The sequence below is a fragment of the Streptomyces mashuensis genome (assembly GCF_014654785.1).
Lineage (GTDB): Bacteria > Actinomycetota > Actinomycetes > Streptomycetales > Streptomycetaceae > Streptomyces > Streptomyces mashuensis.
Map to the genome: position 1 here is coordinate 51,905 of NZ_BNBD01000009.1, position 22,323 is coordinate 74,227.

The following is a 22,323-nucleotide window of genomic DNA, read 5'->3' on the forward strand; positions in this document are numbered from 1 at the left end:
GTCATGGCCGTCGTAGCCGCCCGGACCGCCGGGGCCGTCCTGGGGCCGGCCGTAGCCGCCCGGCGCCTGCGGCGGGTAGCCCTGCGGCCGCTGCTGGTAGCCCCCCGGGGCCGGGGGCGGGTAGCCGGGCTGCTGCTGGCCGCCGGGCTGCCGGTAGCCGCCCGGGGGCTGCGGGGGGTAACCCGCGCCCGGACGGTAGCCCCCGTTGGGTGAGTGCGTCATCGCGTCGCTCCGGATGATGCTGCTGCCCCGAAGGACATGACGGTTTGTTCCGCCCTAGGGGATGGGCAAACCAGCCTGCGGGGTTCCTGGGACGGCCCGTGAATTGAGTCATAGGCTCGTTCCGGGGTCCGAAATGCCCCGCACGGGGGGAGGCGAAAGGCCCGATGCAGCCATTGTCCGGGGAAGACCCGCAGGTCATCGGTGGCTACCGGCTGCTCGGCCGGATCGGTGCGGGCGGTATGGGGCGCGTTTATCTGGGCCGGAGCGCGGGCGGGCGCACGGTGGCCGTAAAGGTGGTACATCCGCATTTTGCCGCCGACGAACAGTTCCGTGCCCGTTTCCGCCGGGAAGTGGCTGCCGCCCGGCGCGTGGGCGGTGCGTGGACGGCACCGGTGCTGGACGCCGACTGCGACTCGCCGGTGCCGTGGGTGGCCACCGGCTACGTGGCCGGGCCCTCGATCGGCCAGGCCGTCGCCGAGGTGGGCCCCTTGCCGGCCGCGACGGTACGGGCCGCGGGCGCGGGCCTGGCCGAGGCGCTGTCCGCCGTGCACGCGCGCGGCCTGGTGCACCGCGACGTGAAGCCGTCGAACGTGCTGCTGACCCTCGACGGCCCCTGCCTGATCGACTTCGGCATCGCCCGCGCCATGGACGGCACGGCCTCGCTGACCACCACCGGTGTCTCCGTCGGCTCGCCGGGCTACATGGCGCCCGAGCAGATCCTCGGCAAGAGCGTGACGGGCTCGGCCGACGTCTTCTCCCTGGGCGCGGTCCTGGCGTACGCCGCCACGGGCGCCCCGCCCTTCGTGGGCGACAACTCGGCGGTGCTGCTCTACAAGGTGGTGCACGAGGAACCGGAACTGGGCGAGGAGCTGACCGGCGACCTCCGCGACCTGGTGGCGTCCTGCCTCGCGAAGGAACCGGACGCCCGCCCGTCCCCGGCCGAACTGGCCCGCCGCCTCGCCCCGGAACGCGGCGCGAGCGGCCTCCTGGTCCCGGGCTGGCTCCCCGCGCCCCTGGTGGAACGGGTGAGCCGGCAGGCGGTGGAACTCCTGAACCTGGAGGTGGAGGCGGACACGGCGGCGGGCGACGCCCCCGGGGGCCCTGTGAGGGAGCGCGCCGGGGCGGCGGCGCCGGCGGACGGCGCGCCCGGAGGCGTACGGCAGCGCATGTGGCGCGTCGGGCGGGGCGCGGGCGGCGCGGCCGCCGTGGCGGACCGGCCCGCGGACGCCCCGGAACCCGGCGGCGCGGGACGGCGGCGGGTGAGCTGCACCCTCGTCGTCACCGTGGCCGGCGCCCTGGCCGCCGTACTCCTCGGCACGTTGCTGCCCGGGCTGCTGGAGGACAAGTCGCCGGAGCGCCCGTCGCCCGCCGCGCCGGCGCCCGGCGCCACCGTGCCGCCCCCCGCGGCGAGCACTGCGCCCTCCGACGGGCCGCAGCTGCCCGCCGTGCCCGAGGCGTTCGTCGGCACCTGGACCGGCCAGGTCGTCCAGGCCGACGGCACCCCGAACGGCACCATGACCTCCGTCGTCACCGGCGGCGGCAAGGACGAGCTCGTCGTGCGCACCACCTACTCCGTGCTCGGCGTCCTGGAGTGCCGGGCCAAGGCCCGGCTCCTGTCGGCGACCGCGCAGCGCATAGCGCTGGAGGAGGTCACCGACGGCGAACCGCGCCCCGGCTGCACGGGCGAGAAGGCGCTCGTCACGTACACCCTGGCGCCCGGCGGCCGGCTGGCCTTCGCCTCCGACGACCCCAAGGGCGGCACGCCCAGAGCGACCCTCACCCGGAAGGGCCGGTGAGGGCGGTGAAAGGGCCGGCGCCGACTCCGCGTAGGCTGGTGCGGAATTGCCGCATACCCCCCTCCGAAGGGACGCCCGGTGACCGTGAACACCGACCTCACAGCCGTCCTCGACCGCGCCGCAGCCGGCGGCCGGATCACCCCGGAGGAGGCGCTCGAGCTGTACCGCTCCGCGCCGCTGCACGCCCTGGGCGCGGCGGCGGACACCGTGCGCCGCCGGCGCTACGCCGGTACGGAGCACATCGCGACGTACATCATCGAGCGCAACATCAACTACACCAACGCCTGCGTGACCGCGTGCAAGTTCTGCGCGTTCTACGTGCCGCCCAAGAGCGACAAGGTGTGGATCCGCTCGCTCGACGACATCCTGCGGCGCTGCGCGGAGACCGTGGAGCTGGGCGGCACGCAGATCATGTTCCAGGGCGGGCACCACCCCGACTTCGGCGTGGAGTACTACGAGGAGCACTTCGCGGCGATCAAGAAGGAGTTCCCGCAGCTCGTCATCCACTCCCTCGGCGCGTCCGAGGTCGACCACATGGCGCGCATCTCCGGCGTCACTCCGGAGGAGGCCATCCGCCGCATCCACGCCGCGGGCCTGGACTCGTTCGCGGGCGCCGGCGCCGAGCTGCTGCCGGAGCGGCCGCGCAAGGCCATCGCGCCGCTGAAGGAGTCGGGCGAGCGCTGGCTGGAGATCATGGAGATCGCCCACACGCTGGGCGTCGAGTCGACCTCCACGATGCTGATGGGCACCGGCGAGACCAACGCCGAGCGGATCGAGCACCTGCGCATGATCCGCGACGTGCAGGACCGCACGGGCGGCTTCCGCGCCTTCATCCCGTACACCTACCAGCCGCAGAACAACGTGCTGAAGGGCCGGACGCAGGCGACGATCTTCGAGTACCTGCGCATGATCGCCGTCGCGCGCCTGTTCCTCGACAACGTCGCGCACATCCAGGGCTCCTGGCTGACGGTCGGCAAGGAGGCGGGCCAGCTGTCGCTGCACTACGGCGCCGACGACCTGGGCTCGGTCATGCTGGAGGAGAACGTCGTCTCCTCGGCCGGCGCGAAGCACCGCTCCAACCGCATGGAGCTGATCGACCTGATCCGCAAGGCGGGCCGCGTCCCGGCGCAGCGCGCGACGACGTACGAGCACCTGGTCGTGCACGACGACCCGGCGAACGACCCGGTCGACGACCGCGTCGTCTCGCACCTGTCCTCGACGGCGATCGAGGGCGGCACGGCCCACCCCGGGCTGAAGATCGTCGAGGCGAGCTGAGGCAGACGAAGCAGGGGAGGCAGGGGCCGCCGTGCTGACGATCCACGCCGCGGAGCTGCTCCTCACCAGTACGGGCGAGGAGCCCGTGCCGCACGGCGCGGTGGCCGTCGACGGCGGCACGGTGGTGGCCCTCGGCCCGTACGAGCAGGTGACGGCCGGCCACCCGCTGGCCCGCGTACGCCGCTGGCCGGGCCTCCTCGCGCCGGGGCTGCGCCAGTGGCACGGCGCGCAGCTGCTGGAGCGCGCCTACCACCCCGATCCGCGCGAGTACGAGGAACTGGGCGACCGCCCCCTGACCGGCGACCGCCTCGCCGCGCTCCGCACGGACCTCACCGAGACCCGCTGGGCGGGCAGCGCCCGCCGCGGCCTGCAACTGCTGCTCCGGCACGGCACGACGGCCCTGGCGGGCCCGTTCCACGACCCGGTGGTGGGCAGGGCGGTGGCCCGCTCGGGCCTGCGCGTGGTTCCGGCGGGGGAGGGGCTGGGGTTCCCGGGGGCCGAGGCGGGCTTCGACGCGGGTTTCGATGCGCTGCGGGGTGCGTATCGCGTGGCCGAGGCGGTCGCGTACCCGCTGGCCGTGGGCGCCCGCGCGGACTTCGCGGCGTTCGACGCACCCGACGAGGCGGCGCTACTGGAACGCGGCGCGGGGGCGTGCGTGATGACGGTGCTGGCGGGGCGCCTGGTGTACCGGGCGCGTTAGCGCGCGGCGCGGCGCGGGGGTTCCTTGCGGTTCGTTACGGCCTTCATCAGTCCGGGTGACGCTACCGTCGTATAGGGGACCGCGTTTCGTATCGGCGTCCACACTCGCAGCCATGGGAGCAGTGATGAGCACTGACCGGATGGTGAAGGCCACTCCAGAGAGCTGGATGAACCCGCCTGGCGGGCAGTGGACGTGGGATCAGGTCAAGCACTTGGAGCTGCCCTTCGACTGGGAACTGATCGACGGAGTGATCGTGGTCCGGGGGATGGCTAAGTGGTGGCACGACCAGGTGCGGGACGAGCTGTATGTGCAACTGAGGCAGGCGCTGCCCAGTCGGGACGTGGGGATCAACGTCGAGAGGTGCGTCCTTCTCGACGATTTCAACGCTGTCAAGCCGGACATCCTGATCTACGACAAGCGCGGTCTTGATCTCTTCACGCTGGACTGCACGCCGGTCGCCAACGCGAAGCTGGCCGTCGAGGTGGTCTCACCGGGGTCCTCGGTGGACGATCGAGTCCGTAAGCCGGTCCTCTACGCCGAGGCGGGAATCCCCTACTACTGGCGGGTGGAGCGTGACTGCGACGACTTGCCCGAGGTGCATGAGTTCTGGCTTCACACCGGTTCGGGGCAGTATGTCTCGGCTCCTGAGCACCCGCGGCACAACGTGAAGCTCGAGACCGACCGTCCTTTTCCGATCAGCCTCGACCTGGATGCCCTTGTCGGTGAGTAGGGTTCCTGCATAAGTAATCCGTACGGATACCGTCCCCGCCCGTCAGGGCCCCGTCAACGCCCCGCGGCCGGCCACGGCCGCCCCGGCAGGATGGGCCCGCGGGGACGGCCGCTCCGGCCGGTTCCGCGGTGGCGCGTGAAGGGCCCGGTCGCATGGACACGGACGCGGTGCCGCGGAACGGGCCGGTCCTTCCCGGGCGGGCCGTCCCCGTTCCTCTCCCTCCATCCCCGCCCGTCCCCGTCCAAGATCCGCGAATGCCCGTGGTGAACAATGGCTTCGTGACCCGAGCCTCCCTGGACAAGCAGCCGCACGAAGTCGCCGCGATGTTCGACGACGTGGCGGAGAAGTACGACCTCACCAACGACGTCCTCTCGCTCGGCCAGGCCCGTGCGTGGCGCAAGGCCGTGGCCCGGGCCGTGGCGGCCCGGCCCGGGGAGAAGGTGCTGGACCTCGCGGCCGGTACGGGCACGTCCTCGCTGCCCTTCGCCGCCGACGGCGCGTACGTCGTCCCCTGCGACTTCTCCACCGGCATGCTGCGCGAGGGCAAGCGCCGCAACCCGTGGCTGCCGCTGACCGCCGGTGACGCCACCCGGCTGCCGTTCGCCGACGGCGTCTTCGACGCCGTCACCATCTCCTTCGGCCTGCGCAACGTCGTGCGCACCGAGGCCGCGCTGCGCGAGATGCTGCGCGTGACCCGGCCCGGCGGGCGCGTCGTGATCTGCGAGTTCAGCCGGCCGACGTGGGCGCCGTTCCGCACCGTCTACACCGAGTACCTGATGCGCGCCCTGCCGCCGGTCGCCCGCGCGGTCAGCAGCAACCCCGACGCGTACGTCTACCTCGCCGAGTCCATCCGCGCCTGGCCCGGCCAGCCCGAGCTCGCCGCGCTGCTCCAGGAGGCCGGCTGGTCGAAGGTGGCCTGGCGCAATCTGACCGGCGGTGTCGTCGCCCTGCACCGGGGGACCAAGCCCGCGGGGGAGTGACCACGGCGGAGTGAGTACGCGTACTCACGTTCGTACGTATTTCTGCTCGTGCGCTGAGCCGATTGTCATGGGCAGGCTGGTGGGCCTCGGTACGATCTTGATCCGGCCGAGACCCGTCCAGTACCGGAGCGCCCTATGCAGTCCCCCTGTCCCTCCTGCGGCGCAGCGTTCGTGCCGGGGGCACGCCTGTGCATGCAATGCGGCAGACAGCGACCGGAGACGGAAGGGGCACCGGGCGCCGCGCCGGGCGCGATACCCGCGGCGGGCCCCGCGCCCGCCCCGTTCGCGCCCCCGGCGGCTCCCCCCGCCGCGCCCCCCATGCCGGCCCCTGCTCCGGCCCCCATGCCGGCCACGCAGGCCATGCCGGTCGCCCCTCCGCTGCCGCCCGCCGCGCCCGCCACCGCCCCCGGCCTCCCGGCCATGCCCCCGCCGCCGGGCGCGCCGCCCGCGCCGGGATACGCCCCGGGGTACGCACCGCCCGGGTACGCGCCCGGCGCGCCGGTGCCCACCCCCGCCTCGCTCTTCTTCCGCCGTGTCGTCGCCGGCGACTGGCAGGGCGCGGCCAAGGCCGCGCTGTGGCCCCTCGGCCTCTTCCTCGTCCTCGCCCTGCTGCTGTCCCTGCCGTGGTCCGACGACTACGACGAGATCGGCCTCGGCGACTGGTCCGACCGCTTCCCCGTCGCCGTCGCCCTCCTGCTCCAGGGCCTCGGCGCCGGCCTCGACTTCGAGACGACCCGCGAGGGCGGCGGCCTGATCACCCTCCTTTTCAGCGGCCGCGGTTCGCTGTCGGTGCTGCCGCTGACCATCACCCTGCTGTGGGCCGGCGCGCTCGCCGTCGGCGCCCGCCGGCTGCGCCGGCAGCCGGGCCCGGTCACCGGCGGTACGGGTGCCGACGCCGTCGTCCGCATCGCGCTGCTCTGCGGCGCCGGCACGCTGCTGCTCGGCTTCCTCGGCGACCTCGACCTCCAGGTGGTCAAGGTCTCCCTCTCCCCCTTCCTCGCCGCGCTCTGCGCGGCCCTGCTCGCCGCCGCCGTCAGCGGTGCGGTGCTCTACCGCGAGGCGCTGTGCGCCCGCTGGGGCGCCGGCGCGCTGATGCTGACGAGGGCGTGGGGCACGGCCCTGCGCGCCCTCGGCATGATGACGGCGCTCTGCGCGCTCGTGGTGCTCATCGTCTTCGCCTGCTCGGACGACGCGGACGGCTCGTCCTTCCTCACCCTGCTCCCCCTCCTGGTCAACGCCGGCCTGGTCGCCCTCGGCGTGTCCTGGGGCGCGTCCTCCGAGGTGTCCACGACGAGCGGCGAGGGCCGCAGCACGTACGACAGCTTCGGCCTCGCCCGCCTCGGCGAGGAGGCCGGCGGCTGGGCCCAGGCCGGCGCGGTCGTCCTCGGCGTCGTCTGCGCGGTGCTGCTCGCGGTCACCATCGCCCGCCGCTCCGCCGACCGGCGCGAACAGGTGCTGTCCGGCCTTTTCTTCCTCGTCGTGCTCTGCCTGCTGGCCCTCGTGTCCGGCGTGGAATGGGAGATGACGGCCGGGACGTCGTTCTCCTACCGCACCCGCACCGTGACGACCTCGGCCGGCACGAACGCCGGCGAACTGCTCCTGTTCGGACTGCTGTGGACGGCCGGGGCGGTGGGCCTGGCGGTGCTGCTGGGACGTACGGGCCTCATGGGTGGCGGCCCCGGCGGGGGTGGCGCGGGCGGCGGCCACGTGCCCCCCATGCCGGGCTTCGCGCCGGGCGCAGCGCCCGGCACGACGGCTTCCGTGACGACGGCTTCCGGCGCGCTGCTGGGCGCCCCCGCGATGCCGCCGGCGCCCCCGGGTACGGCGGCCACGCGCACCCGTAAGCCCGCGGCCGCGCCCCTCGGCGGCCGGCGCCCCATGGCGTGGCTCGGCCTCGGCGCGGCGGTGCTGCTGGTCGGCGGTGCGGCGGTGGGCGGCGTGGTGCTGACCCACGGCGACAAGCACGACGAGTCGAAGGGCGACAAGGTCGTCACCGACCCCACCCCCGACGACATGCCGCCTCCCGGCCTCCCCACCCCGTCCACGTCCCCCTCGGCCACCCCCGAGCCGACCGCCCCGCCGACGACGGCGACGCCGGAGGCGTCCCCGAGCGCGGAGGACCCGGCGGTGCCGTTCGGCGACGAGGTCCCGGGCGACCCGGGCGCGGACGGCGACGGCACGACGGGCAGCCCCGAGCCGTCCGCGAGCGCCTCGCCGGAACGTACGCGCACGCCGGAGCCCAAGCCGTCGGGGACGGCGGACAAGCCGGAGAAGCTGCCGGCGGGGTACGAGATGAAGAGCGACCCGAAGGGGTTCAGGATCGCGGTGCCGGAGGGGTGGAAGCGTTCCCCCGGGGAGACGCAGGTCGACTACAAGCCGGCGAAGGGCAACGGGCTGCTGCGGATCGGTGTCCTGCCGAAGGCGAAGGACCGCTCGTACGACAACTTCCTCAAGCTGGAGGGTGGGAAGGACGGAGTGGCCAAGCGGAACGGCTACAAGCGCATCTCCCTGGAGAGGGCCACCATCCACGGCCGTCCCGGCGCCCGCTGGGAGTACACGTGGAAGGACGCCAGCGGCCGCACCCTCCACGCCATCGACGAGGCGTACGTCACCGAGTCCGGGACCGAGTACGCCGTGTACTTCCGCAGTACCGACGCCGACTGGAAGAAGGACCGCAAGACCTTCGACACCGCCGTCGCCCACGCGGAGTTCCGCTGACCGCCGGGGGCTCCCCCGAGGCACCGCCATAGACTGCGGGTGTCCGTACCTGCGAGCCTGGGAGCCCCCGCCGTGACCGAGTCCTCTGCCGAACACAGCGCCGAGCACAGCGCCGATGTGATCGTCGTCGGGGCGGGCCCGGCCGGGTCGACGGCCGCCTACCACCTGGCCAAGGCGGGGCTCGACGTCCTCCTGCTGGAGAAGACCGCCTTCCCGCGCGAGAAGGTGTGCGGCGACGGCCTGACGCCGCGTGCCGTGAAGCAGCTCGTGGCGATGGGCATCGACATCTCCGAGGAGGCCGGCTGGCTGCGCAACAAGGGTCTGCGCATCATCGGCGGCGGGGTGCGGCTCCAGCTGGACTGGCCCGACCTGGCCTCGTTCCCCGACTACGGTCTCGTGCGCAAGCGTGACGACTTCGACGAGCAGCTGGCGCGGCAGGCCGTGAAGGCCGGGGCCCGGCTGTACGAGCGCTGCAACGTGGGCGCGCCGGTCGTCGACGGCCGCACCGGGCACATCGTGGGCGTGGAGGCGCGGCTCGGCGAGGAGAAGCGGCCGGTGAGGTTCTCGGCGCCGCTCGTGGTGGCCGCCGACGGCAACTCGTCCCGGCTGTCGCTGGCCATGGGGCTGCACCGGCGCGAGGACCGGCCGATGGGCGTGGCGGTGCGCACGTACTTCACGTCGCCGCGGCACGACGACGACTACCTGGAGTCGTGGCTGGAGCTGTGGGACCGGCGCGGTCCGCAGGACCGGCTGCTGCCGGGCTACGGCTGGATCTTCGGCATGGGCGACGGCACGAGCAACGTCGGCCTGGGCGTGCTCAACACGTCCGACTCCTTCAAGGAGCTGGACTGGCGCGAGGTGCTCAAGGCGTGGTGCGCGTCGATGCCGGAGGACTGGGGCTACACGCCGGAGAACATGACGGGCCCGATCCGGGGTGCGGCGCTGCCGATGGCGTTCAACCGGCAGCCGCACTACACGCGCGGTCTGCTGCTGGTCGGTGACGCGGGCGGGCTGGTGAACCCGTTCAACGGCGAGGGCATCGCGTACGCGATGGAGTCGGGCCAGATCGCGGCCGAGGTGATCGTGCAGGCGCATGCCCGCGCCACGTACGCGCAGCGGGAGCTGGCGCTCCAGCGCTACCCGAAGATCCTCAAGGACACGTACGGCGGCTACTACACGCTGGGCCGGGCGTTCGTGAAGCTCATCGGCAATCCGAAGGTGATGCGGATCGCGACCGAGCGGGGTCTGACGCATCCGCTGCTGATGCGTTTCACGCTGAAGATGCTGGCGAACCTGACCGACCCGACCGGTGGGGACGCGATGGACCGCATCATCAACGGGCTGAGCCGGGTCGCGCCGCGCTCGTAAGGCGTCGGCGGGCGCAGGCAGCGCAGTCGTCAGCGGACGTCAGCGTTTGGGGCGAATTCACCCTTCCGTGTAGCTTTCCCGCCGTTTCGGTGTGTCGGCTGCACGGAAGTAACGAGGAGAGTCCGGTTCCGCTTGGGGCCGGAAGGGCTCCCTCGTGAAGGGATTGCGCTCTCATGGATCACACGAAGAGACGTTCCGTCCGTACGACAGCCCGGCGGGCGACGCGGCTGGCCACCGTGGCCGCGCTCGCCCTCCTCCCCTCCGTCGCGCTCGGCGCGACGCCGGCGCACGCCGTGACGTCCTGCCTGGTCAACGGCGTTGCGGTGACCGGCAATGTCAACGGCACGCCGTTCAACGACACGATCCGCTGCTCGGGGGTGGACCGTGACACGTTCGTGGACGGCCACGGCGGCGACGACGTGATCATCCTCGACGGGGTCGTCGAGGGCCGCGTGTTCGGCGGGGACGGCGCGGACCACATCATGGTCCGCAGCCCCGGCTACGTCGAGGGCAAGGTCAACGGCGGCCACGGGCCGGACCGTATCGACATCACCACCGTCCAGCCGCACGGCCGCGTCCAGGGCGCCGACGGCAACGACACCATCGACGTCCACTACAACCGGGGCATCGTCGACGCCGGCGACGGCTTCGACTTCTGCCTCGTCGAGCGCGGCCACCCGGCGCTCAACTGCCCCTGACCGGCCACCCGGTGGGAAGCGCCGCCCGCCGTGCGCATGCCCCCGCACGGCGGGCGGTCCGGGCCCTGCGCGAGCCGGTGTCAGAGGATGGAGTACACGGTGTGGATCACGCTGGAGGCGAGGGCGCTGAGGAAGACCACGGCGGAGCCCAGAAGCGAGCCGATGATGGGGAGCAGCATCCTGTATTCCTGTCGTACGAGCCGCTCATATGGCGGCCGGGTGCATGGTCAACGACCGTCCGCCTCCACCGGACACGCGGAAATCCCTTGTGCGGAGGTGACGTTGCGCGCTTACCGTGACGCGGTGACAACTCAGGTGATCGTGCTCAACGGCGGTTCCAGCGCGGGGAAGACGAGTCTTGCCCGCTGCCTGCAGGAGGAGGTGCTGCCCGGCCCGTGGCTCGTCCTGGGCGTGGACACGCTGATCGAGACGATGCCGGCGTGGATGGCGTCGGCGGACCCCGAACAGCAGCCCGGTGGTGGCCTCGTCCTGGGCAGCGACGGCGAGGTGACCGTCGGTCCCGCCTTCCGTGCGCTGGAGACGGCGTGGTACGAGGGCGTCGCCGCCATGGCGCGGGCCGGGGCGCGCATCGTCCTCGACGAGGTGCTCCTCGACGGCGGCGACGGCCAGGAACGGCTGCTCAAGGCCCTCGGCGGACTCGACGTGCTGTGGGTCGGCGTCCGCTGCGACGGCGAGGTGGCCGCGGCCCGGGAGGCCGCGCGCGGCGACCGGGTGCCGGGCATGGCGCTCCGGCAGGCCGGGGCCGTCCACCGGGGCATGCGATACGACGTCGAGGTCGACACGACGTACGCCGAGCCGCTCGCGTGCGCCCGTGCCGTCGCGGCGAGCATCGGATGAGGACTGGATCTGGATGAGAGCCCGGTGAGCCGATGACCCCCTACTCCCTGGCGTTCTTCCTGGACGTCGTCACGACCGGCACGGTGCTCGGCGCGGGCCCGGCGGACGGGCCCGGCCGCGTGAGCGACGCGCTGGGCGCGGACTTCGCCGAGAACTGCTTCGGCCGCACCGCCATGACGCGCGATTACGGCCTGCCGGAGTTCTACTGGACGCGCGAGTCGCCCGACGCCCCGTGGGAGGGGCACCACTTCACGGTGCAGGTGCACCGCCTCGCGTACGGCCGCCGCGGCGCGGCCGGCGCGGTGCTGCACGAGCGGTACGGGCGGTTCCCGCGCCGGCTGCCGTTCGAGAAGCTGGCGCGGATGCTGGAGCGGCGCGGCACGCCGCTGGTGGAGGTGGCCGAGGACCCGGCCAACGCGCCGTACTACCGCAGGTTCTGGCAGCCGCGGGCCGAGGTGGCGATCAGCGTGATCGGCCTACGGGAGACCGGCATCACGCCGTCGCACCTGCGGTCCGGCGACGTCTACAGCATCAGCGCGGGCGTCGGAGCCGCAGGCGTCAGCCTGCCGACCGGCTGATGCAGAACGGCTGGCCCGCCGGGTCGAGCAGCACCGTCCAGTGCTCGCCGCCCGGCTGGAAGTCGGGCTTGGTGGCGCCCAGTTCGAGCAGGTACGCCTCCGCGGCGGCCGGGTCGTCGAACGACAGGTCCAGGTGGAACGGCAGCTCCTCCGCCGGCCAGTCCGGGGCGCGGAACGTCTTCGCGGTGCAGAAGAAGTACGTCGTGTCGCCGACCGGCACGGGGAAGGCCACCTCGACGCCGCTCTCGTCGGCGTAGCCCTGACCCACCTCGGCGCCCACGGCCGCGGCGTAGAACTCGGCGAGCTTCCGGCCGTCCGGCGCCCAGAGGGCGGGCCCGCCGATCCTGCCGCGCGGGGTGGTGGTGCGAGGGGTGTTGTCGGCCATGAGGGTCCTCTCCCAGTGCGGTTCGGGGTGCGGGAGCGACCGTAACCGGCCTCTAGGCCAGAGGGTGTCCTATATGGAGGGCGTTCCTACGGCAGCAAGGGGGTCTGGCGGATGAACGACATCCCGTACCGGTTGCCGTTCCAGATGTCGGCGCCGGTGACGTACATGGCGTTCCACGAGTGCCAGTACAGGTAGTCGATGGCCTTGGGCTCCGCGCTCTGCGGGTACGGCGCCATGCGGACGCCGGCGAGCGGGTTGCGCTGCTGGTCCGTGCTCCACTGGTTGAAGTCGACGTCCCAGAAGGTGGCCGCCCAGCTCACGGAGCGGTCCAGGTCCTCCAGGGTGAACTGCACCTGCGGCCGGCCGTTCGCGAGGTACCGGAACACCTTCAGGTGCGCGTTCCGGCCGTCGATGTTGCCGGCGTACTCGGCCTTGTCGTACGGCTGGCCGAGCCAGTCGGTCCACCCGCGGAACCCCCGGCCGGCGGCGTACGGCGGCGCGGAGGAGGAGCGGTAGAACGAGAAGGGCCAGCCGGAGCCGCCCCAACTGCTCGTGCCCGAGAGGACGTCGGTGTTCCAGGTGTGGAGGAGCAGGCTGGGCCAGCTGAGGGTGGAGGGCCCGGTGAGGGTGATGCCGCGCACCTCGTGCGCGTCCTGCGGCACGTACTGGACGGTGCCGCTGTACGTCTCGCCGCGGTCCACCTCGGTGAAGGTGAGGAAGAGGGTGTAGTAGCTGCTGGGCGGCTGCTGCTGGACGACGATCCGCAGCGTGGCCCGGCGGCCGTCGTACGCCCCGCTCCACGTCCCCTGGAACGCGCGGACGTCCTGCAAGGAGGGGGCGGCCATGGCGGTGGGGGCGCCCAGGCCGAGCGTCGTACCGGCGGCGAGGGCGACGCCCGCGGCTCTCTTGAGGGCGGTGCGGCGCGAAAGGGGGCGTGGGGTCATGGGCTGCGCCATGGGAGTGCACCTCCGGTGCGGTCGTGGGGCGCGGCGGGGTGTGCAGGGGCGGCTTCCATCCTGGGCGGCGCGACGGCGGAGGCGTGCGCCGGAACAGGCCAAAAGCGTTGGCCGCGCCCACGGCCGAACCGTCATAATCCCGGAGGTTCGGGGACAGGGGGAGGAAAAAAGTTGGCCGATGTGTTCGAGTGCGTGCGGTGTGGTGGCGCGCTGACCGTGCCCCTGTCGCAGGTCGTGCTGCCGCTGTACGCCCGCCACTCGTACGGGAACGGTCCGGCCCTCCCCGTCCTCATGGAGCCGGGGACGTACGCCGTCGACCCCGAACCGTTCGGCCCGCCGTGGCGGCCCTGGAGCGAGGTCGGGCCGGAGGAGGCCGAGGCCCGGGGCGTGTACGCCCCGGTGAGCCGCCTCTCGTACGGGCCGGCCGGGGCGGTGGTCATCGCGCCGGGCGACGCCCGCGGCACCGTCCTCATCCCCGGGCGCAACGGGGGGTTCTGCTGCGGACTGACGGGGATGGACGGGCCGAACATGGCCTGCGAGCAGTGCGACCAGGAGGTGGCGACCCGCGTGGACGACTGCGCGCTGTGGCAGGCGGTGTGGTTCGAGCAGCACGCCGTGCGCCGGCGGCCGGCCGGCGGGGCCGCCTCGCCGGTGGCCGACTGGGAGACCCTCGCGGAGGAGCGGCGGAGCCTGCCGCCCGTCGAACCGGGGAAGTGGGGGGACTCCTGGGGGGACTCCTGGGACATACGGTGGGAGTGCGCGGCCGGTGCCGCGCTGGCCCACCTGCTGGTGGCCTCCGGCGGCGGCCCCGTGAGTCTGCCCGGCGGTCTCCTCACGACCATGTTCGGCCGCGCGCTCGACATGCTCCTCCCGCCCTCGCCCCGGGACGCGCCGGTGAAGGAGGCCGCGTTGGCCGGGCCTGGCCTGCCCGCGCCGGGACCGGCCGTCGGCATCGCGGTGGTGCCGCGGCATCCGCAGACGGGCGCGGCCTGGCAGCCGCCCGGCCGCGCCCTGCCGCTGGTGCCGTTGCCTGCCGAGGTGTGGATGCACCTGGCCTTCCGCAACGAACGGCGGCTGGTACCCGCGACGGGCCGCCTGCCGGAAGGGGTGCTCCGCGACGAGCAGCCGCTGCCGCCGCAGCCGACGGGGCTTTTCTGCCCGGACGGCAACGTATTCCGGCACACCCTGGCCCGGCTGCCCGCCGTACGCGAACCGTGGCTGCGCGCGATCCACGACCGCGTGCAGGAGCGGCCGTACGGGCCGCCCTTCTGACGGCTGACCGGTGAGCTGCTGACCCTGGCCTGCGAGTGAGGCCGGGGAGCACGGTTACGAACAGCTGCGGGTGTTCCCGAGGGCGTGAATCGCCCGCCAGGGGCCCACCGACAGCCGCATGCCCGTGATGCCGGGCCCCGCCGCCGGGGGGCCGGGCGGGGCCCAGGACGTGGTGAGGCAGGGACCCGAGGGCGTGGGGAGTTCGTCGGCCGGCTCCCAGTCGGCGTCGCCGCCCAGCGCGCCGGCCGCCGCGGTCAGCACGGCGTGCCGCTGCTGCGGGTCGTCCGCGTCCCTCCCCGTGCATTCGAGGACGAACGCGCAGAGGAGGGGCGCACCGTCGCGGCCCGAGGCCGGGTCGAGGGAGAACTCCGTGTCGACCGGCCGCACGGCGCCCGGCACGCGGACCGCCTCCTCGATCCGCGCGGCCCGCTCCCGTACGGCCTCCCGGGCTGCGCCGGGGGCGAGCCCCGTCACGTCGGCGTTGAGCACCACGTGCAGGTTCTCCATCGACTCCAAGCGGCGCATCAGGCGCAGTACGTCGTCGGGCTGGAAAGTCACGGTGGTTCTCGCAGGGGACGCAGGGGACGCAGGGGACGCGGTCGAGGGGTCGATTCTGCCGTGTCGTCCGTCCGGCCGCCTGCGTATTTCCGGCAGGAAGGTCGTCCTTCCTGCCCGATCCCGGGCAGGAATCTCGAAATTCGAGGCGTTCCCGGCCTAGTGTGATCGCCGGACGCCGTGCCATCGCCGGCCGGCGGGCGACAAGGGGGACACACGTATGCGTTCGCTTCCCGTCACCACCGAGGCCGTGGTCTTCGACTGCGACGGTCTGCTGGTCAACACCGAGGACTGCTGGTCCGTGGTGGAGGCCGCGATCTTCGCGGAGCACGGCCATCCGTTCGGGCCCGACCAGAAAGCCCTGGTCATCGGCCGTACCGTCGAGGACGCGGGGCAGGCCATGGCCGACCACTTCGGTCGGCCCGGAGCCGGTGCGGAGCTCGCCGCCGAACTCCTCGCGCGCGTCCGCAAGGAGCTGGCCCGGGGAGCCGCCGCGCTCCCCGGGGCGGTGGAGCTGGTGCGTGCCTGCCGGGCGCGCGTCCCCGTGGCCGTGGCCAGCAACAGCCCGCGCGAACTCCTCGACGCGGCACTGGAGGCGGGCGGCCTCACCGACCTCGTCACGTACTCGTTCGCGGCCGACGAGGTCCGTTCGCCGAAGCCCGCACCGGACCTCTACCTCACGGCCTGCGCGGCGCTGGGCGCCGCCCCGGAACGGTCCGTGGCCTTCGAGGACTCGGCGACGGGCGTCGCCGCGGCGCGGGCGGCCGGTCTCCGCGTGGCCGTCGTGCCGTCCCTGCCGGGGACGGACCTCGACCACGACTGGCTGGGCACGAGCCTGGCCGACCCGGAGCTGGCGGCCTGGGCCGCAGCGCTGAACCCGTAGCAGTGAGCTCGCGGCTCCGACCCCTGCGCTACGGCAGGATCTCCAGCTCCACGGAGCTCTGCGTGCTCCGGAGGCCGGAACCCAGGCACTCCGGGGGCAGTTGCCGGAAGTACGAGGTCACGGTCCGCCGTACGAAGTGACCCGCGCCGCGCCCCTCGGTGACCCGGCCCGACTGCACGACCGTCAGGCCGGTCGCGGCGCGGGCGGTGGTGCCGTCGATGACGATCACCGACCGGCCGCCGTCGGCGTAGCGCACGACCTCCGTGCCGGTCGCGTCGGACAGCGAGACGCAGGACGCCGACGGAGCGACGGCATCGAAGGAGCTCGTCGCGGGGGCGTTGCGGCCGGGGCCGTCGGTGCAGGAGTACCGCACGTCCGCGTGGATGCGGCTGTCCTGGGACCGGAGGGTGAGCGGGGGATCGTAGCTGCCGTGGGCGGTGCCGGAACAGGTGAGGGACCCGTCCCCGCCCGGGTGTGCCTGGCCGGCCGGCGCCCACAGCACCGACGACACCACCAGCGCCAGAGAACCCAGCGTCACTGCCGTACCGCGCCTGCTCACCACGTGTCCCTCCAGGACATCACACACGCACCACCATTGCGGTGCGTGCCTACCCCGGGGACGAACCGGCTGATCAGGCGCCCGAGGTGCGCCACCCGGGCACACCCGCCCCGGTGCGCCGTCGCGTACGCCCCTCCTCCCGGCGGGTTGCTTGGCGGCCGGGAGGAGCGGGGTAGGAACGCCGGACGAGCCTCGACCGAGCAGGAGGAGACCCGAGTGAACCGTGGGACTGCCGAAGCCGCCACCGTCGCCCGAGAGCGCGTGTTCGCGATGATGGACAGGGACGGGGACCACGTCGTCACGCGGCACGACTACCTCTCCCGCATCGACCGCACCGTCCTGGCCACGGGCCGCACGGAGGACGACCCGCTCGTCATCGCGGCCCGCACGGAAGGCGTCAGGGCCTGGTCCGCGATGGACGCGAACGGGGACGGGAAGCTGACGTTCGACGAGTACAACGCGTGGGTGGGCGCCGACAAGTTCGACCACGTCTGCCAGTTCGCACTCGGCGCCCTCTTCGACCTCGCCGACGCGGACGGCGACGGCGCCGTCGACAAAACGGAGTTCACGACCCTGCGCACGGCGCTGAACAACGCCCCCGACAACGCCGCGGCCGCGTTCGACGCGCTGGACACCGCGGGTAAGGGCCTGGTCGGCCGCGAGACGTACCTGGCGTCGATCCGCGCCTACATCGTCGGCGAGAGCTCGCCGATGGGGGAGGTCCTGTACTAGGCGGGTGCGGCCGGTGGTCGGGCGTAAAGTCGCGAGGAGATCGCCGCGCGAGGAGCCGTGCTCGTCCACGGCCCGGCCCCCATGACGGACCGCATGCGCGTCGCCCACGTCATGGACCCGGCGGGAAACCTCGTCGAACTCCAGCAGTGGCTGGCCCTGCGCGGCTGACCCACCGACGCCATGACGCCTGACCGCGAAGCACTCCGGGCCGGCTGGGCCCGCACCCGCGTCCACCTGGACGCCGCCCTCGTCCACCTGGCGAGCCTGCCGGACGCCGACCTTTCAGCGACGCGCGAGTTCCTGGCCCACAACGAGCTGGGGCTCGCCCTCGACTGCCTCGTCGACCTCGGCGACGACCTCGACCTGCCGCCCGCGTTCTGGCAGCACCTCGACCGCGCGGCGCACGAGATGGGGCTTCCCGTCAGCCGCGGAGAGCCGAGGCCGCGGGGCGCTGTTCGAGAGTGATGTCCACGCCGCGGGCGCGGTGGCGGTAGGCCGGGGTGAAGCCGGAGCGGCCGAGGGCCTCCTCCTGCGCCGCGGCCGTACGGGCTGCGGCCTCGCGCGCCCCGCCCGAGAGGTGGGTGCACGTGATGTGCCAGACGCGGTGCGCGTGGGTCAGGCGCCGTTCCAGCACGGCCGGGCCGGCGGGCAGGTTGTCGAGGGCGCCCAGCCCGGCGGCCGTCCGGGCCCTGCCCAGGTCGGGCCGGTGCATGAACGCCTCCTTGAAGGCGGTGGCCATCAGACCGCACCGGGCGCCGCTGAAGATGACCGCGTCACCGGGCGCATCGTGGATGCGCAGGGTCCTGATCACGTCGCGGGTGTCCCACGGGCGGCTGTCCTCCTGCCGGATCGCGACGTGGGACGCGGCGAGGGGCACGGCCACCAGGAGCGCCGGCAGCAGCCGTAGGCGCGGCGGGACGGTGGCGGCGGCCGCCGCGAGCAGCAGGGCGAGGGCCGGCAGGCAGAACAGCAGGTAGCGGTAGGCAAGGAGCGGGTGGCCGAGGGAGACGGCCATCAGCAGCAGCGGCGGCACGGCCAGCCAGGGCACGCCCACCGCGAGCGCCAGCGGCGGCGCCGTGCGCCGGCGGGCCACGAGGAGGACCAGGGCGGCGAGGGAAGTGAGGGTGAGCAGGAGTTTCAGCGCGGTGGGGAGGGTGTCCTGGCCGGGGGTGAGGAGCCAGGTGAAGTAGTTGAACGGGGTCCCGGCGGTGACCGGTGCGGCTTCCCCCACGGCGGAGCTCTGCGCCGAACCGACGACCAGCAGCGGAACGACGGCGACGACGCCTGCCGCCTGCGCCAGAAGCAGGCGTACGACGACGTGGCGCCCCGGGCGCCGGACGGCCACGGTGACCGCGTGGGCGGCCACGAGCAGGAGCCCCAACAGGTTGAACCAGCCCAGCAGGGCGAGCAGCACGGCATAGCAGGCCAGCCACCGCTTGCGGGCGCCGCCGGCCAGAACCTTCACGAAGGCGCCCGTGGCGAGCACCGCCACCGCCATGACGAAGGCGAACGAACGGGCTTCCTGCGCGTAGCGCGACGCGGTCGGCAGAACGGCGAGCAGCACCCCGGCACACACCCCGAGACGCGGCCCGCCGAGCATGCGCCCCAGCCACGTGAGGCCGCCGGCGGCGACCGCCACGGCCATCGCGGAGGGCACGCGGGTCGTGAACTCGTTGAGCCCGCCGCCGTTCAGTTGCCCGACCAGGTGCATGAGGACGTAGTGCAGACCGTGCACGGCATCGACCCGCCCCAGCAGGTCCATCATCTCCGGCCAGGACCGCCGCGCCACGTCGATGGTGACGACTTCGTCGGTCCAGGCGGAGGGGCGGGTGTTCCCCCACACCCCGAGGACGGACGCGAGGAGCGGCGGCAGCCATGCGGCCACGCGCATCCAGCGGATGCGGGGGCCGGTGGACGCGCCGGGCGTGGCAATGGGAGGGGAGGCAGCTGTCACAGTGATGCTTTCGTCGCTACGGGCCCCCGTCTTTGCCGCATTATGGGAAATGCGGGTGGTAATGCGCAAAGGGTGCGGCCCGCCGAGCGGCTATGGCGTCCGCCCGGGCGAAGTCCGCGGCCTGGGCGTCAGCGGACGTTCAGCAGGTTCGGCGGCCGGTTGAAGAGGTCGTAGGCGGCACCTGGCACTCCGTCCGTGTCCGGAACGGTCCTCGCACCGACCGCCTCGACGAAGGCGCGGACCACAGGGTCGGGGACCTCTGACGGCCAGGCGAGCACGACTCGGCTCGGCGGGTAGCCGGTCAGCGGGACGAAGGCGATGCCCTCGGTTCGGTGGCGGTGGGTCGCACCGGCGGGGAGGATGCCGACGGCACCCTGCCACACGATGGCATGCAGGCACTCCGGCACCGTGCGGACCACCGGCCCCGAGCCGGTGCCCGCGGACCGTTCCGCCGCCTCGCCGCTGTCGGCCTCGCCGAGCCAGTACCGCCGCCAGGCGGCATCGGCGTCCTCGGGCAGGCGGATCCACGGTCGGCCCAGCAGGTCGCCGACCCGCAGACGGGGCCGCCGCGCCACGGGGTCGTCCGCCGGAACTGCTGCGACCAGCGGCTCGGTCTCCAGCAGCCGGACCGTGAGGCCCGCGGTGTCGAACGGGAGCCGAGTCAGAGCGACGTCGACCCGACCGGACCGCAGCCCCGCCGTCGGGTCGCTGATATCCGCCTCGCGCAGCCGTACTTGCGCGTCGGGATGGGTACGCCGGAAGGCCGCGGCCGCGCGGGGGCCGAAGTCGAGACCGGCTCCGGCAACGGTGCCCACCACGACGGTGCGCCGCCGGCCCGTCTCCCGTACCCGTTCCCGCGCCCGCTCCGCCGCGTCGAGTACCGCCCTTGCCTCGCCCAGCAGCACCGAACCGGCCTCAGTGAGCCGTACGCCCTGCGCGGACCGCTGGAACAACGGACAGCCGAGCTCGTTCTCGAGCTCACGTATGCGCTGACTGAGCGGGGGCTGCGACATGTGCAGCCGCGCAGCCGCGCGACCGAAGTGCAACTCCTCGGCCACGGCGACGAAATACCGCAGGCGGCGAAGATCCATACCGTGGACCATATCGAGACGGTCCGAGGACCACCGAAACAGTCTTGGACGGCCTTGCGGGTGCGCTGGTGAGCTGGTCCCGGCGCGATCGAACGGTTCTCGCCCGACCCCTGCTCATCAACGGAGGCACTCGCATGCACCAGCACAGCCACGGCTACGCCGAGCCGTCCGACCTGCAACGCGCCCGGCAGGTCGGCCGCCTCGCTCCCGAGGAGTTCGCCGCCTGGCAGTCCTTCCAGGAGGTCGTCGACCGCGGAAACGGCTCCGTGCCACGCAAGTACCGTGAACTCGTCGCGATCGCCGTGGCACTGACCACCCAGTGCTCGTACTGCCTCGACGTGCACACCGCCCAGGCGCGCCGCCACGGCGTCACCGCCGAGGAACTCGCAGAGGTCGTCTTCGTTGCCGGAGCGGTGCGTGCCGGCGGGGCGCTGGCTCATGGCCTGCAGGCGATGAAGCTCTACGACGGACACTCGGCCACGTCGTCACGCTCGTAGGCCGCCATGCCACGCACCGCCGCCTCTGGCCGGCGGGATCGGTGGCCGCGACCCGTCGGCGGAGGTCCAGGCGTGTGCCCGGCGTCAGCCCGCCGCCGCGCGGGCGAAGCGCGTGGCCGTGCGGGCGAAGCGCGCGGCCTGGAGGTGACGCGTCAGCGCGCGGAGGGCGGCGGGGCGGGTGGTGATGACGACGGTGGGGTCGTCGCTCTCGCGTAGCGCGGCGGATGGCCCGGTGGCCGCCACCTCAAGGCGGTTCGCCGCATCGGCTCCGGGGCGGCTGGACTTTTGCCACCGTGTCACGGCGCCTCCTTTGGCCGTGGGGCTGGGCCCCGGCGTCAACCCTTCGCCGCGCGGATGAAGACCTCGCCCTGGATGCGGCGCGTCAGTGCGCGGAGGGCGGCGGGGCGCGTGGTTATGACCGTGGTGGGGTCGTCGCTTTCGCGGACGGCAATGGCACCGCCCTCGTCCCTCAGCTCGACGCAGCTGTTGTCCTGTCCCCCGCCAGAGAACGATGACTTCTGCCAGTCACTGGACATGGTCGTGGCCACACCCCTCACATTTCTTGCACGGCACGATGGAGGAACTCCCGTGATTCCGTCTCGCTCAGTGCCGATGACACCAAGACGTCGAACATCGACCTGTACATGGACAGCAGAGCGTCGGCCGACACGAATGTGCCTCGGAAGGCGTTGTCCATCTGCACAGTGTCGAGCTCTGGCACAGGCCCCTCCGCATAGAGCATGGACTGCACCGTGCCGATCAGATTGTCCATGTCGAACGGGATGACGCGCAGCGTCACGGTCGGCCACTCAGCAACGTCCGACAGGAACCGCAGTTGGCGTTGCTGGACTGCTCGGCTGCCGTATCGCATGCGTAGCGCTGCCTCGTGCACGATCGCCACCGTCTCGGGCGGCTGCTCACGCTCATAAATCCACCGACGGCGCACACGATGCTCGACGCGAGCGTTCAGCTGCTCGTCGGGCAACGACGGAATCGAACCGCCGAACAAGGCCCGCGCGTACTCCTCCGTCTGGAAGATCCCCGGCACGTAAGTCGTCTGGAACAGTCGGAGGGCCCGCGCATGGTGTTCGAGCTCGGAAATGTCCAAGAAGCCCGGCGAGAGGATTCCGCGGTACTCGTCCCACCAGTGCTGCCCGCGGTGTTCGCGCGTCATCGCGCACAGCGCGTCGATCAGCGCCTCGTTGCCGCACTTGTACATCGATGCCAAGCGGCGGACCCGGTCCTCGCTCACGCCCCATCGCCCCGCCTCGATGTGGCTGATCTGTGCCGCGCCGCCGCCCAGCATCGCGCCCGCTTCGCGGGCGGACATGCCGGCCGCCTCGCGCAGCTTGCGCAACTCCGTGCCCAGCCGCGCCTGCCGCGCGGTCGGGTTGCTTCTCGGCGGCATCGATCGCCCCTCCACTTCGTGCTCCGAGTCTCGCGCGCCACCTTCCCACAGGTCCACCCGCTGTCACCGAATCGTGTCACAGCGTTGCGCCGGTACAGCGTTGTGCCC

The 22,323-nt window shown here is 73.0% G+C and carries 24 protein-coding genes and 1 pseudogene; 16 read left to right on the forward strand and 9 right to left on the reverse strand.

The genetic code is table 11. The features are described 5' to 3' along the window. The first annotated feature begins 386 nt into the window (after positions 1 to 386). The 10 genes from IE305_RS21015 to IE305_RS21060 all read left to right on the forward strand — a co-directional run bounded on the left by IE305_RS21015 (position 387) and on the right by IE305_RS21060 (position 11,923). Positions 387 to 2,018, forward strand: coding sequence for a serine/threonine-protein kinase (locus tag IE305_RS21015; protein ID WP_190131239.1), 1,632 nt, complete (start codon positions 387 to 389; stop codon positions 2,016 to 2,018). A 78-nt stretch (positions 2,019 to 2,096) separates the two neighbouring features. Beyond that, positions 2,097 to 3,293, forward strand: coding sequence for a cyclic dehypoxanthinyl futalosine synthase (mqnC, locus tag IE305_RS21020; protein ID WP_190131240.1), 1,197 nt, complete (start codon positions 2,097 to 2,099; stop codon positions 3,291 to 3,293). 31 nt (positions 3,294 to 3,324) lie between these two features. Beyond that, entirely contained in the window at positions 3,325 to 3,993 is a 669-nt protein-coding gene (locus tag IE305_RS21025) for an amidohydrolase family protein (protein ID WP_190131241.1), read from the forward strand. A 124-nt stretch (positions 3,994 to 4,117) separates the two neighbouring features. Beyond that, a complete protein-coding gene (locus tag IE305_RS21030) occupies positions 4,118 to 4,723 on the forward strand; it encodes a Uma2 family endonuclease (protein ID WP_190131242.1) in 606 nt (201 codons plus the stop codon). A 278-nt stretch (positions 4,724 to 5,001) separates the two neighbouring features. Continuing rightward, positions 5,002 to 5,703, forward strand: a complete 702-nt coding sequence (locus IE305_RS21035; RefSeq protein WP_190131243.1) for a demethylmenaquinone methyltransferase — start codon at positions 5,002 to 5,004, stop codon at positions 5,701 to 5,703. Between the two features lie 342 nt (positions 5,704 to 6,045). After that, complete coding sequence (locus IE305_RS21040; protein WP_190131244.1) at positions 6,046 to 8,421, forward strand: serine/threonine kinase C-terminal domain-containing protein; 2,376 nt, start codon at positions 6,046 to 6,048, stop codon at positions 8,419 to 8,421. A 72-nt stretch (positions 8,422 to 8,493) separates the two neighbouring features. Continuing rightward, positions 8,494 to 9,789, forward strand: a complete 1,296-nt coding sequence (locus tag IE305_RS21045; protein ID WP_190131245.1) for a geranylgeranyl reductase family protein — start codon at positions 8,494 to 8,496, stop codon at positions 9,787 to 9,789. A gap of 173 nt (positions 9,790 to 9,962) precedes the next feature. Further along, a complete protein-coding gene (locus IE305_RS21050; protein WP_229891295.1) occupies positions 9,963 to 10,487 on the forward strand; it encodes a hypothetical protein in 525 nt (174 codons plus the stop codon). 303 nt (positions 10,488 to 10,790) lie between these two features. Beyond that, positions 10,791 to 11,345, forward strand: a complete 555-nt coding sequence (locus IE305_RS21055; protein WP_229891297.1) for a chloramphenicol phosphotransferase CPT family protein — start codon at positions 10,791 to 10,793, stop codon at positions 11,343 to 11,345. Between the two features lie 32 nt (positions 11,346 to 11,377). After that, positions 11,378 to 11,923: a hypothetical protein gene (locus IE305_RS21060; RefSeq protein ID WP_190131246.1), complete on the forward strand. Its 546-nt coding sequence runs from the start codon at positions 11,378 to 11,380 to the stop codon at positions 11,921 to 11,923. Here the strand turns inward: IE305_RS21060 and IE305_RS21065 are convergent. After that, positions 11,904 to 12,308, reverse strand: a complete 405-nt coding sequence (locus tag IE305_RS21065; RefSeq protein ID WP_190131247.1) for a VOC family protein — start codon at positions 12,306 to 12,308, stop codon at positions 11,904 to 11,906. The genes IE305_RS21060 and IE305_RS21065 overlap by 20 nt on opposite strands. A gap of 86 nt (positions 12,309 to 12,394) precedes the next feature. Then, positions 12,395 to 13,264, reverse strand: a complete 870-nt coding sequence (locus IE305_RS21070) for a hypothetical protein (protein ID WP_190131248.1) — start codon at positions 13,262 to 13,264, stop codon at positions 12,395 to 12,397. 180 nt (positions 13,265 to 13,444) lie between these two features. On the opposite strand from IE305_RS21070, the gene IE305_RS21075 reads away from it, so the two are divergent. After that, complete coding sequence (locus tag IE305_RS21075) at positions 13,445 to 14,536, forward strand: hypothetical protein (protein ID WP_308440269.1); 1,092 nt, start codon at positions 13,445 to 13,447, stop codon at positions 14,534 to 14,536. A gap of 54 nt (positions 14,537 to 14,590) precedes the next feature. Here IE305_RS21075 and IE305_RS21080 read toward each other — a convergent pair whose 3' ends face one another. Continuing rightward, a complete protein-coding gene (locus IE305_RS21080; protein WP_190131250.1) occupies positions 14,591 to 15,094 on the reverse strand; it encodes a hypothetical protein in 504 nt (167 codons plus the stop codon). Between the two features lie 217 nt (positions 15,095 to 15,311). On the opposite strand from IE305_RS21080, the gene IE305_RS21085 reads away from it, so the two are divergent. Beyond that, on the forward strand, positions 15,312 to 15,974 hold the full coding sequence (locus tag IE305_RS21085) for an HAD family hydrolase (RefSeq protein ID WP_190131251.1): 663 nt from the start codon (positions 15,312 to 15,314) through the stop codon (positions 15,972 to 15,974). A 28-nt stretch (positions 15,975 to 16,002) separates the two neighbouring features. Here IE305_RS21085 and IE305_RS21090 read toward each other — a convergent pair whose 3' ends face one another. Next, on the reverse strand, positions 16,003 to 16,536 hold the full coding sequence (locus IE305_RS21090) for a hypothetical protein (protein ID WP_190131252.1): 534 nt from the start codon (positions 16,534 to 16,536) through the stop codon (positions 16,003 to 16,005). 213 nt (positions 16,537 to 16,749) lie between these two features. Here IE305_RS21090 and IE305_RS21095 point away from each other — a divergent pair, with 213 nt between their 5' ends. The 3 genes and pseudogenes from IE305_RS21095 to IE305_RS21105 all read left to right on the forward strand — a co-directional run bounded on the left by IE305_RS21095 (position 16,750) and on the right by IE305_RS21105 (position 17,730). Continuing rightward, positions 16,750 to 17,265 carry an EF-hand domain-containing protein gene (locus IE305_RS21095; RefSeq protein WP_229891298.1) on the forward strand — a complete coding sequence of 172 codons (516 nt, stop codon included), beginning with the start codon at positions 16,750 to 16,752 and terminating at the stop codon, positions 17,263 to 17,265. 33 nt (positions 17,266 to 17,298) lie between these two features. After that, positions 17,299 to 17,433 (forward strand): annotated as a pseudogene (locus IE305_RS21100) (VOC family protein); the annotation flags it as partial. 12 nt (positions 17,434 to 17,445) lie between these two features. Continuing rightward, positions 17,446 to 17,730, forward strand: coding sequence for a MafI family immunity protein (locus IE305_RS21105; protein ID WP_190131253.1), 285 nt, complete (start codon positions 17,446 to 17,448; stop codon positions 17,728 to 17,730). On the opposite strand, the gene IE305_RS21110 is transcribed toward IE305_RS21105, so the two are convergent. Together IE305_RS21110 and IE305_RS21115 are read right to left on the reverse strand one after the other, a co-directional pair. Continuing rightward, positions 17,687 to 19,219 (reverse strand): glycosyltransferase family 39 protein, encoded by a 1,533-nt coding sequence (locus IE305_RS21110; RefSeq protein WP_229891300.1) that lies wholly within the window; start codon positions 19,217 to 19,219, stop codon positions 17,687 to 17,689. The two genes, IE305_RS21105 and IE305_RS21110, sit on opposite strands and share 44 nt — an antisense overlap. A gap of 128 nt (positions 19,220 to 19,347) precedes the next feature. Next, positions 19,348 to 20,310: a LysR family transcriptional regulator gene (locus IE305_RS21115; protein WP_190131254.1), complete on the reverse strand. Its 963-nt coding sequence runs from the start codon at positions 20,308 to 20,310 to the stop codon at positions 19,348 to 19,350. 134 nt (positions 20,311 to 20,444) lie between these two features. Between IE305_RS21115 and IE305_RS21120 the strand changes: the two genes are divergently transcribed. Further along, positions 20,445 to 20,807, forward strand: coding sequence for a carboxymuconolactone decarboxylase family protein (locus IE305_RS21120; RefSeq protein ID WP_190131255.1), 363 nt, complete (start codon positions 20,445 to 20,447; stop codon positions 20,805 to 20,807). Positions 20,808 to 20,891: 84 nt separating this feature from the next. Here the strand turns inward: IE305_RS21120 and IE305_RS21125 are convergent, their stop codons facing one another. From IE305_RS21125 to IE305_RS21135, 3 genes are read right to left on the reverse strand one after another with little or no spacing between them, the layout of a single operon-like run. Beyond that, on the reverse strand, positions 20,892 to 21,107 hold the full coding sequence (locus IE305_RS21125) for a DUF397 domain-containing protein (RefSeq protein WP_190131256.1): 216 nt from the start codon (positions 21,105 to 21,107) through the stop codon (positions 20,892 to 20,894). 35 nt (positions 21,108 to 21,142) lie between these two features. After that, positions 21,143 to 21,355 carry a DUF397 domain-containing protein gene (locus IE305_RS21130; protein WP_308440263.1) on the reverse strand — a complete coding sequence of 71 codons (213 nt, stop codon included), beginning with the start codon at positions 21,353 to 21,355 and terminating at the stop codon, positions 21,143 to 21,145. Between the two features lie 5 nt (positions 21,356 to 21,360). Further along, on the reverse strand, positions 21,361 to 22,215 hold the full coding sequence (locus tag IE305_RS21135; protein WP_190131257.1) for a helix-turn-helix domain-containing protein: 855 nt from the start codon (positions 22,213 to 22,215) through the stop codon (positions 21,361 to 21,363). Positions 22,216 to 22,323: the final 108 nt, after the last annotated feature.